The sequence below is a fragment of the Pseudomonas frederiksbergensis genome (genome assembly GCF_003732705.1).
Lineage (GTDB): Bacteria > Pseudomonadota > Gammaproteobacteria > Pseudomonadales > Pseudomonadaceae > Aquipseudomonas > Aquipseudomonas frederiksbergensis_F.
The window spans coordinates 40,977-54,212 of the sequence record NZ_MOBR01000027.1; the positions used below are offsets into that span (position 1 = coordinate 40,977).

General features: G+C 59.4%; 13 protein-coding genes. All 13 read left to right on the forward strand.

What is annotated here, in order from left to right; genetic code table 11:
* Positions 1-61: 61 nt before the first annotated feature.
* The 13 genes from BK667_RS23935 to fliG all read left to right on the forward strand — a co-directional run bounded on the left by BK667_RS23935 (position 62) and on the right by fliG (position 13,234).
* The gene (locus BK667_RS23935; RefSeq protein ID WP_123599115.1) at positions 62-1,354 is read left to right on the forward strand and encodes a motility associated factor glycosyltransferase family protein; all 1,293 of its coding nucleotides are present in this window, start codon (positions 62-64) and stop codon (positions 1,352-1,354) included.
* A complete protein-coding gene (locus BK667_RS23940; protein ID WP_123599116.1) occupies positions 1,351-1,617 on the forward strand; it encodes a hypothetical protein in 267 nt (88 codons plus the stop codon). Before BK667_RS23935 ends, BK667_RS23940 begins: the two co-directional genes overlap by 4 nt.
* A 244-nt stretch (positions 1,618-1,861) precedes the next feature.
* Positions 1,862-2,725 carry a flagellin domain-containing protein gene (locus tag BK667_RS23945; protein WP_123509129.1) on the forward strand — a complete coding sequence of 288 codons (864 nt, stop codon included), beginning with the start codon at positions 1,862-1,864 and terminating at the stop codon, positions 2,723-2,725.
* Between the two features lie 72 nt (positions 2,726-2,797).
* Positions 2,798-3,178 carry a flagellar protein FlaG gene (locus BK667_RS23950; protein WP_123509130.1) on the forward strand — a complete coding sequence of 127 codons (381 nt, stop codon included), beginning with the start codon at positions 2,798-2,800 and terminating at the stop codon, positions 3,176-3,178.
* Between the two features lie 82 nt (positions 3,179-3,260).
* The gene (gene fliD, locus BK667_RS23955) at positions 3,261-4,676 is read left to right on the forward strand and encodes a flagellar filament capping protein FliD (protein WP_123509131.1); all 1,416 of its coding nucleotides are present in this window, start codon (positions 3,261-3,263) and stop codon (positions 4,674-4,676) included.
* A 131-nt stretch (positions 4,677-4,807) separates the two neighbouring features.
* On the forward strand, positions 4,808-5,203 hold the full coding sequence (fliS, locus tag BK667_RS23960; RefSeq protein WP_123509132.1) for a flagellar export chaperone FliS: 396 nt from the start codon (positions 4,808-4,810) through the stop codon (positions 5,201-5,203).
* 10 nt (positions 5,204-5,213) lie between these two features.
* Entirely contained in the window at positions 5,214-5,510 is a 297-nt protein-coding gene (gene fliT, locus BK667_RS23965) for a flagellar protein FliT (RefSeq protein ID WP_054049314.1), read from the forward strand.
* Between the two features lie 172 nt (positions 5,511-5,682).
* Positions 5,683-7,158 carry a sigma-54 dependent transcriptional regulator gene (locus tag BK667_RS23970; protein WP_123509133.1) on the forward strand — a complete coding sequence of 492 codons (1,476 nt, stop codon included), beginning with the start codon at positions 5,683-5,685 and terminating at the stop codon, positions 7,156-7,158.
* 128 nt (positions 7,159-7,286) lie between these two features.
* Positions 7,287-8,480, forward strand: coding sequence for a sensor histidine kinase (locus BK667_RS23975; RefSeq protein ID WP_185058272.1), 1,194 nt, complete (start codon positions 7,287-7,289; stop codon positions 8,478-8,480).
* A 5-nt stretch (positions 8,481-8,485) separates the two neighbouring features.
* On the forward strand, positions 8,486-9,865 hold the full coding sequence (locus BK667_RS23980) for a sigma-54-dependent transcriptional regulator (protein ID WP_123599118.1): 1,380 nt from the start codon (positions 8,486-8,488) through the stop codon (positions 9,863-9,865).
* A gap of 224 nt (positions 9,866-10,089) precedes the next feature.
* Positions 10,090-10,419, forward strand: coding sequence for a flagellar hook-basal body complex protein FliE (gene fliE / locus BK667_RS23985; RefSeq protein ID WP_054049322.1), 330 nt, complete (start codon positions 10,090-10,092; stop codon positions 10,417-10,419).
* Positions 10,420-10,434: 15 nt separating this feature from the next.
* On the forward strand, positions 10,435-12,222 hold the full coding sequence (gene fliF, locus BK667_RS23990) for a flagellar basal-body MS-ring/collar protein FliF (RefSeq protein WP_123409187.1): 1,788 nt from the start codon (positions 10,435-10,437) through the stop codon (positions 12,220-12,222).
* Positions 12,215-13,234, forward strand: a complete 1,020-nt coding sequence (fliG, locus tag BK667_RS23995) for a flagellar motor switch protein FliG (protein ID WP_003184041.1) — start codon at positions 12,215-12,217, stop codon at positions 13,232-13,234. Before fliF ends, fliG begins: the two co-directional genes overlap by 8 nt.
* Positions 13,235-13,236: the final 2 nt, after the last annotated feature.

Genomic DNA, 13,236 nt, shown 5'->3' on the forward strand with positions numbered 1-13,236 from the left:
AATAGCGTTCAAGGTTATCCCTTGAACGCTATTTTTTTGCCTGTACGAAAAGCGAGGCCGCATGAGCGAATGCTTTGACGATAATGCCCGGGTGATCGAACGGCGCTGGCCGAACCTGTTTGCGCGGTTGATGTTCGAAGACACCACGGCGATCCCGGCCGAGTTGACCGAAGGGCAGGGGTCGACGCTGAGTATCGGCGGTATTCAACTTACCAGTCGTCATGATCGGCTCCGCGAGGCCCAAGTGCAGGCCGCCAGCCTGCCGGCGGACAAGGCGCAGCTGCATGTCTATGGCACCGGCCTGGGGGACTTGCCGAGCGTCCTGCTGGAGCGCGAGGCGCTGGAGCGGTTGTACGTGCATATCCTCAACGGCGCCCTGTTTGCCCTGGTGCTGCAACTGCTCGACCAGCGGCAATGGCTCGACGACCCGCGGGTAGAGCTGATGTATGCCGGTGATCAAGCGGATATCTACACGCCGTTTTTCGCGCTGCCCTCGGAAATGGTGCTGGCGGACGACTTCAACGCGAAGATTCGCGATCGCCTGGTCAGCGAAGTGCACCTGAGTTTCAACAACCGTGATTTCGACCCGCAGTCCCCGGCCATCGTCCAGCGTTTGCAGGACAGCCTTGAAGTGCTGCTCGCCGACGATGATGTCGCGCGGCTGTTCGGTACTTGTGCAGGCCGGGAAATCTACGTGATCGGCACCGGGCCCAGCCTTGAAAGCCATTTTGAACAGTTGGCAAAGGTGCGTGAGCAGGCACAGCGGCCGTTGTTCATTTGTGTCGACACCGCCTATCGACCGCTTCTCGAACACGGGATCAAACCCGATCTGGTAGTGAGCATCGACCAGCGCATCAGTTTCCGGCACTTGCCCTGCGAGGACTCCGACGGCATTCCGCTGGTGTACCTGCCGCTCAGTGATCCGCAGGTGTTGCGGGCCTGGAAGGGCAAGCGTTATGGCGGCTACTCTGCCAGCCCGGTCTACGCCTCGTTACGTCGCCAATACCCCAGGGCAGAACTGTACGTGGGCGGCAGCGTGATTCATCCAGCGGTGGACCTGGCCGTGAAGATGGGCGCCGAGCGCATTACGTTGTTTGGTGCTGACTTCGCCTTCCCGATGAACAAGACCCACGCCGGCTGGAACGACGGTGATCTGGGACCCGGGGTGAACCTGGCCCGGCACTGGGTGCGCGACGGGCATGGTGAACGGGTCCGCACGCAGCTCAATTTCCGCAGTTACCTGTGTGAGCTGGAACGCTACATCGCCGGACACCCCGAGGTGCGTTTCTTTAACAGCAGTCGGGCGGGCGCGTTGATTGCCGGCACCCGGTTCAATCAGGAGTTCGTGCAATGAGTGTCCTGAAGCAATGCGTTGACGAATGCCGGCAGTGCGCACGCCTGTTTCGACTGGGGCGTGATGTCGAAGCGGCATTGACCATGGTGGATGTATTCGATGAGGCGCAGCGGTTGTTGTCGACGGCGCCCCGGGACATCCAGTTGAAATGGACCCAGGTACTCACGCACATGCTGGAATGTCAGGAGCGCCAGGATTGGTTGGGGCTCGCCGACTTTATGGAGTATGAGTCGGTGGATTTGCTGGAAAGCGTTCACGTTTGAAAGCCGTGAAATGGCTCTGGTCGGGATGTTTGGTTATCGGACGGTTTTATGGCGCCATTTTTCAGCGGGTGAGGGGCCGCTAAGCCTTTGTTTTGTAGGGGGTGGCAGTGTGATGGCAATATTTTTTAAAAAAGCCCTCAAGCAACCTGCATTCCCGACGATAACTATTACGAAGGTTCTCTAGGCCATACCCGGCGGTTGCCAGGGCCGGAAGCCGCAGTACCCAACCAACGAGGATTTCGTCATGGCTTTAACAGTAAACACCAACACCACGTCGTTGAACGTTCAGAAAAACCTGAACCGCGCTTCCGACGCTCTGTCGACTTCGATGTCTCGTCTGTCTTCCGGCCTGAAAATCAACAGCGCTAAAGACGACGCTGCCGGCCTGCAGATCTCCAACCGTATGTCCTCGCAGATCCGCGGCCAGGTTGTTGCGGTTAAAAACGCCAACGACGGTATCTCGATGGCTCAGACCGCTGAAGGCGCTCTGCAAGAATCGACCAACATTCTGCAACGTATGCGTGAACTGGCTACACAAGCACGTAACGGCACCAACGGCACTGCTGACCAGACCGCAACCAACGCTGAATTCGCTCAGATGTCTGACGAACTGACTCGTATCGCGGCTTCGACCAACCTGAACGGCAAGCAACTGCTGGACGGTTCGGCTGGCACCATGACCCTGCAGGTTGGCGCCAACACTGGTTCGGCTAACCACATCGACCTGACTCTGAGCTCGAAATTCGACGCCGTCAGCCTGTCCGTAGGCAGCGGTACTTTGGCTCTGACCGGTACCACCGCTGTTTCGGGTGCTGGTTCCGCTGCAACCAACATCGACAACGCGATCACCGCGATCGACGCTGCAATCGCTGCCATCGGTGCAACCCGTGCAAACCTGGGTGCTTCGCAAAACCGTCTGACCAGCACCATCTCCAACCTGCAAAACATCACTGAAAACGTTACTGCTGCTCAAGGTCGCGTACAAGATACCGACTTCGCCGCAGAAACCGCTAACCTGACCAAACAGCAAACTCTGCAACAAGCTTCCACCGCTGTTCTGGCCCAGGCTAACCAGCTGCCATCCGCTGTACTGAAACTGCTTCAGTAAGATCGGATTGAGTTTTGGCGGGGGAGTGCGCTTGCGTGCTCTCTCGCTTTTTCCGTTTAAGAGGTGATGGTCATGGACATGAGCGTAAAGCTGAACTTGTCTTACCCGGCCGCTAAACCGGCGGTCAGTAATACCGATAAGCCGGTGGATGCGCCTCGCGCCGAATTTCCCCAGGCTGTCGCTGCAACTGCAAAAAGCTCGAATTCAGACAACTCGGACACTTCGGACAACTCGGATAAGTTGAAAATGGCCGTTCAGGAGATCGAAAAGTTTGTTCAGTCGGTCAAGCGTAACCTCGAATTTTCCATCGATGAAACGTCCGGCAAGGTCATCGTCAAGGTGATTGCCAGCGAATCCGGTGAAGTGATTCGACAGATTCCGTCGGCTGAAGCCATGAAACTGGCTGAAAGCCTGCACAACGCCAGTAATGTTTTGTTCGATGCCAAAGCCTGACACTGGCATGAAACGTGTTTGTACGATCATTGTCCGCGCATAGTGGTCAAAAGACCGGCGACACACAGATAGGGAGATGCACATGGCAAGTCCAATTCTACCGGGTTCGGGTCTAGGGTCCGGTCTCGACATCGGTGCGATCGTGACCGCGCTGGTCAACTCCGACAAATCGGCCAAACAGACGCTGATCACCAATCAGACGACGATCAACACGGCCAAGATTTCTGCTACCGGTTCGTTGAAGTCCGCCCTGGCGGCGTTCCAGACTGCAATGACCAACCTCGGCAAGCGTGATACGCCGTCGTTTTCCGGTTTTACCGCGACTTCCGGCACGCCGGCGACCTTGACCGTAACCTCGGACAACACCGCGGTAACCGGTAGCTATAACGTTGAAGTGGTAAACCTGGCGACCGGCTCGAAAGTGGCCAGTGCTGCTTTTGCTGGTGGTGCTACCAGTGCCATTCCGACTGGTACGTTGAAAATCAGTCAAAATGGTATTGATTACCCGGTGACCATTGCTAGCGGCGCGACCCTGCAGTCGACCCGTGACGCAATCAACACCACGCTGCAAGGCAAGGGCATCACCGCCAACATCGTCACCGACGCCAATGGTTCACGCCTGGTGATCGGTTCGACGGTGACCGGCGCAGGTTCCGATCTTTCGGTCAGCGGTATCGCCGGCCTGGAAATCGATGGCACCAATAGCCTGGGTGCTACGCCAGCCGCTGGGGCATCCGGCAACATCGGTGGCCTGGCCGCGGATGCAAAGGTCCTGATCGATGGCCTGACCGTTACCAGCAAGAGCAACAAGGTCAGTTCGGCGGTCGGCGGTATCAGCATGACGCTGCTGGCTCAAGGTAAGTCGACCGTGTCGGTAGGTACCAACACCGACGGCCTGAAAACCTCTCTGCAAACGTTCGTCGATGCCTACAACACCGTGATCAACACCCTGACCACGCTGACCAAGCCAAGCCTGGATGATGAGGGTAACCCGACCATCGGCGCGGCGCTGACCGGTGACTCCCTGCCACGTAACCTGATCACGGCTGTGCGCGATGAGTTGGTGGCTCCTGGGGCGGGCGGGCAGTTGTCTGTGCTGTCGCAGTTGGGTATTCAGACCGATCAGAAGACCGGTACGCTGACCATTGACGCGACCAAGTACGCCAAGGCCATGGCGACCCCGGGGATAAGCAGTTCGGTACAGAACCTGTTCACCGGTACTGATACTAAAAACGGCCTGCTGGCGCGCATGTCGGCGGCGATCACGCCTTACTCCCAGACGGGCGGTATCCTCGATCAGCGCAGCAGCAACCTGGGCAAGATCCAAAAGGATCTGAGCACTCAGCAGACGGCGCTGGACCTGCGGGTGACCAACCTGACGGCGTCGCTGACTGCCAAGTACAACGCGATGGACCTGTTGGTCGGCCAGATGAAGGCCACCGCCAGCAGCATCACTGGCTTCTTCGCGTCGCTGAACGCTCAGCAGTCCGCCAAGTAGTCATGGGCTGACGACAAAAACCCGGCTACGCTTTTCGGCGTGCGCCGGGTTTTTGTCTTCTGATCTAAAGTTTCCAGGTTTGCAGGCGATACACTGGTCATACGAGTCATTGAGTGGCAATGAGGTAGAAAATGAATCCGATGTTAGCCCTTCGGCAATATCAGAAGATCGGGGCGCAGGCCCAGACGTCCGAAGCCAGTCCGCACCGCCTGGTGCAGATGCTGATGGAAGGCGGCCTGGATCGCATTGCCCAGGCCAAAGGCGCGATGGAGCGCAAGGACATTCCCGGCAAGGGAACTTCCATCGGCAAGGCCATCGGCATCATCGGCGGCTTGCGTGAAGGCCTGGACCTGGAAAAAGCCGCCGACACCGTCGGTGAGCTCGACCGTCTCTACGCTTACATGATGAAGCGCCTCGCCGAGGCGAACATCAAGAGCGACCCGCGGATTCTCGATGAAGTCGACGGTCTGCTGCGCACGGTTAAAGAAGGCTGGGACGCCATCGCCGCGCCTGGTCCGCAGTTTTAAGGAGATCACCATGAGTCTTGTATTGCAGCGAATCGAACAAACCCGTGAAGCGTTGGTCGGTGCATTGGCCGAGCGCAACTGGGAGGCTATCGGTCAATTGGACCTGGATTGCCGTTCCTGCATGGAAGATGTCTTGAGTGAAGCTTCGCTGGACGAGGTGGCGTTGCGCGCCAATCTTGAGGAGTTGCTGGGGGTCTACAAGGAGCTTCTTGAGGTGGCGATGGGGGAGAGACAGGCGATAGTCGACGAGATGTCTCAGATCCACCAAGCGCAAAACGCTGCAAAGGTTTACCATCTGTTTGGTTAATTAATCCCCGGTTAATCCAAACTAGTGCGCCATAAATTTGACTGTGCACGGTTTTTTGACTTAACTAGTGGCTGTATCCAGATTTCAGGCGTCTACAGGCATAACGTGTCTGCAAGCGTCTAGCTTGCCCCCTCATTTCGGGCATTGAGTTGACTAGGGAAGTTGCTATTGCATGTGGCGTGAAACCAAAATTCTGCTGATTGATGACGATAGCGTCCGTCGCCGCGATTTAGCGGTGATTTTAAATTTTCTCGGTGAAGAAAATTTACCCTGCGGCAGCCATGACTGGCAGCAGGCGGTCGGCTCGTTGTCATCAAGTCGTGAAGTCATTTGCGTACTAATCGGGACAGTCAGTGCTCCTGGTGCGCTTTTGGGCCTGTTAAAGACACTCTCAACCTGGGATGAGTTCCTTCCGGTTTTGTTAATGGGCGATAATTCTTCCGTTGACCTGCCTGAAGACCAGCGTCGCCGAGTGCTTTCGACGCTCGAAATGCCCCCCAGCTACAGCAAGTTGCTCGACTCCCTGCACCGTGCCCAGGTCTATCGCGAGATGTACGACCAGGCCCGTGAGCGCGGTCGTCACCGTGAACCCAATCTGTTCCGCAGCCTCGTCGGCACCAGCCGGGCGATCCAGCACGTGCGCCAGATGATGCAGCAAGTGGCCGACACCGATGCCAGCGTGCTGATCCTCGGTGAGTCGGGTACTGGCAAGGAAGTGGTCGCGCGCAACTTGCACTACCACTCCAAGCGTCGTGACGCGCCGTTCGTTCCGGTCAACTGCGGCGCAATCCCGGCCGAGTTGCTGGAAAGCGAACTGTTCGGCCATGAGAAGGGCGCCTTTACCGGGGCGATCACCAGTCGTGCCGGACGATTCGAACTGGCCAACGGCGGCACGCTGTTCCTCGACGAAATCGGCGACATGCCGTTGCCGATGCAAGTCAAGCTGCTGCGGGTCCTGCAAGAGCGCACCTTCGAGCGCGTGGGCAGCAACAAGACCCAGAGCGCCGATGTGCGGATCATCGCGGCGACCCACAAGAATCTCGAAAGCATGATCGAGATCGGCGCCTTCCGCGAAGACCTCTACTATCGCCTGAACGTGTTCCCGATCGAGATGGCACCGCTGCGCGAACGTGTCGAAGACATCCCGCTGCTGATGAACGAGTTGATCTCGCGCATGGAGCACGAGAAGCGTGGTTCGATCCGTTTCAACTCGGCCGCGATCATGTCCCTGTGCCGCCACGGCTGGCCGGGCAACGTCCGTGAACTGGCCAACCTGGTGGAGCGCATGGCGATCATGCATCCGTACGGGGTGATCGGTGTGGTCGAGTTACCGAAGAAATTCCGCTACGTCGATGACGAAGACGAACAACTGGTCGACAGCCTGCGCAGCGATCTGGAAGAGCGGGTGGCCATCAATGGTCATACGCCGGACTTCACCGCCAATGCGCTGCTACCGCCCGAAGGCCTGGACCTGAAGGACTACCTCGGTGGTCTGGAACAGGGGCTGATTCAGCAGGCGCTGGATGATGCCAATGGCATTGTGGCGCGCGCCGCCGAACGTCTGCGTATTCGTCGCACCACCCTGGTGGAGAAGATGCGCAAGTACGGTATGAGTCGTCGTGATGGTGATGAACAGGCGGATGATTGACGCCTGTTTTTCAAGTCCTTCATTTGTAGGCGGTTTTTTTTAGGCACGGGTATTGCTACAGCTCTCGCAACGTTCCGTTTCACTGACGGTCAGCCAAGCGAGAGAGCACGATGCCCCAAGCCGCCCAGATGTCTCCTGTCCCTGACGCTTCGGGGCAACCGTCGTCCGTAGAGCAGGCAAGCCGGCTTGGCCTAGAGCAGGCGTTTGCCCTGTTCAACCAGATGTCGAGCCAATTGACTGACTCCTACAGCATGCTCGAAGCCCGGGTCACCGAGCTCAAGGGCGAACTGGCGGTGGTCAGCGCCCAGCGCATGCAGGAACTGGCGGAAAAAGAACGCCTGGCCAACCGGCTGCAAAACCTCCTTGATCTGTTACCCGGCGGCGTCATTGTGATCGATGCCCAGGGCATGGTGCGCGAAGCCAACCCGGCGGCGTGCGAGTTGCTCGGCCTGCCCCTTGAAGGCGAGCTGTGGCGCCACGTGATTGCGCGCTGTTTTGCGCCCCGTGAAGACGACGGTCATGAAATCTCCCTCAAGGACGGTCGGCGTCTGTCGATCGCCACCCGTTCGCTGGATGCCGAGCCCGGTCAGTTGGTGTTGCTCAACGACTTGACCGAAACCCGTCAGCTGCAAGGTCAACTGGCTCGCCATGAACGCCTGTCGTCCCTGGGGCGAATGGTGGCCTCGCTGGCCCATCAGATTCGCACACCGCTTTCCGCCGCGCTGCTGTACGCCAGTCATTTGACTGAGCAGGAGTTGCCGGTCGCCACCCAGCAACGCTTCGCCGGCCGTTTGAAAGAGCGTCTGCATGAGCTGGAGCATCAAGTGCGCGACATGCTGGTGTTCGCCCGCGGCGAACTGCCGCTGACCAATCGCGTCACCCCCAAGGAACTGATGCAGTCGCTGCAAGCGGCGGCGCTGACCCATGTCCAGGAGCTGCCGATTCGCTGGCAGTGCGACAGTCATGCCGGGGAGTTGCTGTGCAATCGCGACACCCTGGTCGGGGCGATTCTGAATTTGATCGAGAATGCGATTCAGGCCAGTGGCGGTGCCGTGCGCCTCAAGGTTCATCTCTATACCCGTGGCAACAACTTGCGCTTGTGTGTCAGCGACAGCGGCAGCGGGATTGATGACAAGGTGTTGGCGCGCCTGGGCGAGCCGTTTTTCACCACAAAAACCACCGGGACCGGCCTGGGCCTGACCGTGGTCAAGGCAGTGGCTCGCGCTCATCAGGGAGAATTGCAGTTGCGCTCGCGGCTCGGTCGCGGCACCTGTGCGCTGGTGTCCCTGCCGTTGTTTACCAGCGCATCGGATGCGGAGTGAAGGACATGGCAATCAAGGTTTTACTGGTCGAGGATGACCGCGCGCTACGGGAAGCACTGGCGGATACGCTGCTGCTCGCGGGGCACGATTACAAGGCTGTCGGTTCAGCGGAAGAAGCACTGGCGGCGGTTGGCGTCGAGGCGTTCAATCTGGTCGTGAGTGACGTCAACATGCCGGGCATGGACGGGCATCAGCTGCTCGGATTGCTCCGGGCGCGCCAGCCGCAACTGCCGGTGCTGCTGATGACCGCCCACGGCGCGGTGGAGCGTGCGGTCGATGCCATGCGCCAGGGCGCGGCGGATTATCTGGTCAAACCGTTCGAGCCCAAGGCCTTGCTCGATCTGGTGGCGCGTCATGCGTTGGGCAGTCTCGGCGCCACCGACGGCGAGGGGCCGATTGCCTTCGAGCCGGCCAGTGCGCAACTGCTCGAACTGGCTGCACGCGTGGCGCGCAGCGATTCCACGGTGTTGATCTCTGGCGAGTCCGGCACCGGCAAGGAAGTGCTGGCGCGCTATATCCATCAGCATTCCCATCGCGCCAACCAACCGTTCATCGCCATCAACTGCGCGGCGATCCCCGACAACATGCTCGAGGCCACACTGTTCGGCCACGAGAAAGGCTCGTTCACGGGGGCTATCGCCGCCCAGGCCGGCAAGTTTGAACAGGCTGACGGCGGCACCATCCTGCTCGACGAAATCTCCGAAATGCCCATGGGCTTGCAAGCCAAATTGCTGCGGGTGTTGCAGGAAAGGGAAGTGGAGCGGGTCGGCGCACGCAAGCCGATCAGCCTGGACATCCGGGTCGTGGCCACCACCAACCGTGATCTGGCCGGTGAAGTGGCGGCGGGGCGTTTTCGTGAAGATCTTTACTATCGGCTGTCGGTTTTTCCGCTGGCCTGGCGTCCGTTGCGTGAGCGCACCGCCGACATCCTGCCGCTGGCCGAGCGTCTTCTGGCCAAACACGTCAATAAAATGAAGCATGCGGCGGCGAAACTGTCGCCCGAAGCGCAAGCGTGCCTGATCGGTTATCCGTGGCCGGGGAATGTTCGCGAGCTGGATAACGCCATCCAGCGCGCACTGATTCTGCAGCAGGGCGGGTTGATTCAGCCGCAAGACTTCTGCCTGTCGGGGCCCGTCGCTTGTGCGCCGTTACCCGCATTGGCGCCTGTGCGGGCGGTGGAAGTCGAGGTCGAATCGGCCAGCGCCTTGGGCGACGACCTGCGCCGCCATGAGTTCCAGATGATCATCGACACCCTGCGTTCCGAGCGCGGCCGCCGCAAAGAGGCCGCCGAACGCCTGGGTATCAGCCCGCGTACCTTGCGCTACAAACTGGCGCAAATGCGCGATGCCGGGATGGATGTGGAAGCGTATTTGTTTGCCACCTGAAAGTTGACGCAAGTGGGAGCGAGCCTGCTCGCGAAGGCGCAGTGACAGATATCTAAATGTTGACTGACACACCGCTTTCGCGAGCAGGCTCGCTCCCACACTGGTTTTGCAACCTGCAAAGGCTTTTGTGAAACGAGGCAACCGAGCTGGCACCCTTGTTGCTAACACCTCAGTACCCGCCGAGTGAGTGTCAAAAAATTGCGGGTCGCCAGAGAGAGTAGACCATGAGCCAAGGTATTGAATTTAATCGATTGATGTTGGACATGCGCTCCATGCAAATGGATGCCATGTCTGCGCCAAAATCGACTGCCGCCGTTCCCGAACTGGGGGGCAGCAGTTTTGCCGATATGCTCGGTCAGGCCGTCAATAAAGTGAACGACACCCAGCAGGCGTCCAATCAGCTGTCCAGTGCCTTTGAAATTGGCAAGAGCGGCGTTGATCTGACGGATGTGATGATTTCTTCGCAGAAGGCCAGCGTTTCTTTCCAGGCGTTGACCCAAGTGCGTAACAAGCTGGTTCAGGCTTACCAAGACATCATGCAGATGCCGGTTTAAGGACGAGATTGAGTCATGGCAGAAGCAGTCGCCGATAATGTTCCGGCCAAGGCCACCCCAGTAGACGGCAAACCGCCGCTGTTCGGGCTGTCCTTCCTGGAAAACCTCTCCGAGATGACCATGTTGCGTCAGGTGGGCCTGTTGGTCGGCCTGGCCGCGAGCGTGGCGATTGGCTTTGCCGTGGTGTTGTGGTCGCAGCAGCCGGACTACCGGCCTCTGTACGGCAGTCTTGCCGGTATGGACGCCAAGCAGGTCATGGAAACCCTGGCCGCCGCTGACATTCCTTACACCGTTGAACCCAACTCCGGTGCCTTGCTGGTCAAGGCCGATGATGTGTCCCGTGCGCGGCTCAAGCTCGCGGCCGCTGGTGTCACTCCCAGCGACGGCAACATCGGTTTTGAAATCCTCGACAAGGATCAGGGCCTGGGCACCAGCCAGTTCATGGAAGCGACCCGTTATCGTCGCGGCCTCGAAGGCGAACTGGCGCGTACCATCTCCAGCCTGAACAACGTCAAGGGTGCCCGCGTGCACCTGGCGATTCCGAAAAGCTCGGTGTTTGTGCGCGATGAGCGCAAGCCGAGCGCTTCGATTCTGGTTGAACTGTATTCCGGTCGCTCCCTGGAGCCAGGCCAAGTGCTGGCGATCATCAACCTGGTGGCCACCAGCGTTCCCGAACTGAGCAAGTCGCAGATCACCGTTGTCGACCAGAAGGGCAACCTGCTGTCCGATCAGGCGGAGAACTCCGAACTGACCATGGCCGGCAAGCAATTCGATTACAGCCGCCGTATGGAAAGCATGCTCACCCAGCGTGTGCACAACATCCTGCAACCGGTGCTGGGTAACGACCGCTATAAAGCTGAAGTCTCGGCCGATGTGGATTTCAGCGCCGTCGAATCGACCTCCGAGCAGTTCAACCCGGATCAACCGGCGCTGCGCAGCGAGCAATCGACGTCTGAACAGCGCACCGCCAGCAATGGCCCGCAAGGCGTGCCGGGTGCTCTGAGCAACCAGCCACCGTCGCCAGCCTCCGCGCCGCAAACCACCGGTGGCGCTACCGCGTCGGCCGGCATGGTGCAGCCAGGTCAGCCGTTGCTCGATGCCAATGGTCAGCAAATCATGGACCCGGCTACCGGGCAGCCTATGCTTGCTCCTTACCCGGCGGACAAGCGTCAACAATCCACCAAGAACTTCGAGCTTGACCGCTCCATCAGCCACACCAAGCAGCAACAGGGCCGTTTGAATCGCCTGTCGGTGTCAGTGGTGGTGGATGACCAGGTCAAGATCAATGCGGCCAACGGGGAAACCACTCGCGCGCCGTGGAGCGCCGACGAATTGGCGCGCTTCACTCGCCTGGTGCAGGACGCCGTCGGTTTCGACGCCAGCCGTGGTGACAGCGTCAGCGTGATCAACATGCCGTTCTCCGCAGAACGCGGTGAAGTGATTGCCGATATTCCGTTCTACTCCCAGCCTTGGTTCTGGGACATCGTCAAGCAAGTGCTGGGTGTGTTGTTCATCCTGGTGCTGGTGTTCGGTGTGCTGCGTCCGGTGCTCAACAACATCACCGGTGGCGGCAAAGGCAAACAGCTGGCCGGTCTGGGCAGCGACGTCGAGTTGGGTGGCATGGGCGGCCTGGACGGCGAACTGGCCAACGACCGCGTCAGCCTCGGCGGCCCGCAAAGCATCCTGTTGCCGAGCCCGAGCGAAGGCTATGACGCACAGCTGAATGCAATCAAGAGTTTGGTGGCAGAAGATCCGGGTCGTGTGGCCCAGGTCGTGAAAGAGTGGATTAACGCAGATGAGTGATAACCGAGCCGCTGTCGCCAAACTGTCCCGGGTTGATAAAGCCGCGATTCTGCTGCTGTCCCTGGGTTCGACCGACGCCGCCCAAGTGCTGCGCCACATGGGGCCTAAAGAGGTCCAGCGTGTGGGTGTGGCCATGGCGCAAATGGGTAACGTGCACCGCGAGCAGGTCGAGCAGGTGATGAGCGAGTTCGTCGACATCGTCGGCGACCAGACCAGCCTGGGCGTCGGCTCCGACGACTACGTGCGCAAAATGCTCACCCAGGCCCTGGGCGAGGACAAGGCCAACGGCCTGATCGACCGCATCCTGCTGGGCGGCAACACCAGCGGCCTCGACAGCCTGAAGTGGATGGAACCGCGCGCCGTTGCCGACGTGATCCGTTACGAGCACCCACAGATCCAGGCGATCGTCGTGGCGTACCTCGACCCGGACCAGGCCGGTGAAGTGCTCGGCAACTTCGACCACAAGGTGCGCCTGGACATCATCCTGCGCGTCTCGTCGTTGAACACCGTGCAGCCAGCGGCCCTGAAAGAACTCAACCAGATTCTCGAGAAGCAGTTCTCCGGCAACTCGAATGCCTCGCGCACCACCTTGGGTGGTATCAAGCGTGCGGCCGACATCATGAACTTCCTCGACAGCTCGATCGAAGGCCAGCTCATGGACTCGATCCGCGAAGTCGACGAAGACCTGTCCGGTCAGATCGAAGACCTCATGTTCGTGTTCAACAACCTGTCCGATGTCGACGACCGCGGGATCCAGGCGTTGCTGCGCGAAGTGTCTTCCGACGTGCTGGTGCTGGCCCTCAAGGGGTCGGACGAAGGCGTCAAGGAAAAGATCTTCAAGAACATGTCCAAACGAGCGGCCGAACTGTTGCGCGACGACCTGGAGGCCAAAGGCCCGGTGCGTGTCAGCGACGTGGAAACCGCGCAGAAAGAAATCCTCACCATTGCCCGCCGTATGGCCGAAGCCGGAGAAATTGTTCTCGGTGGGAAGGGTGGCGAAGAGATGATCTAAGG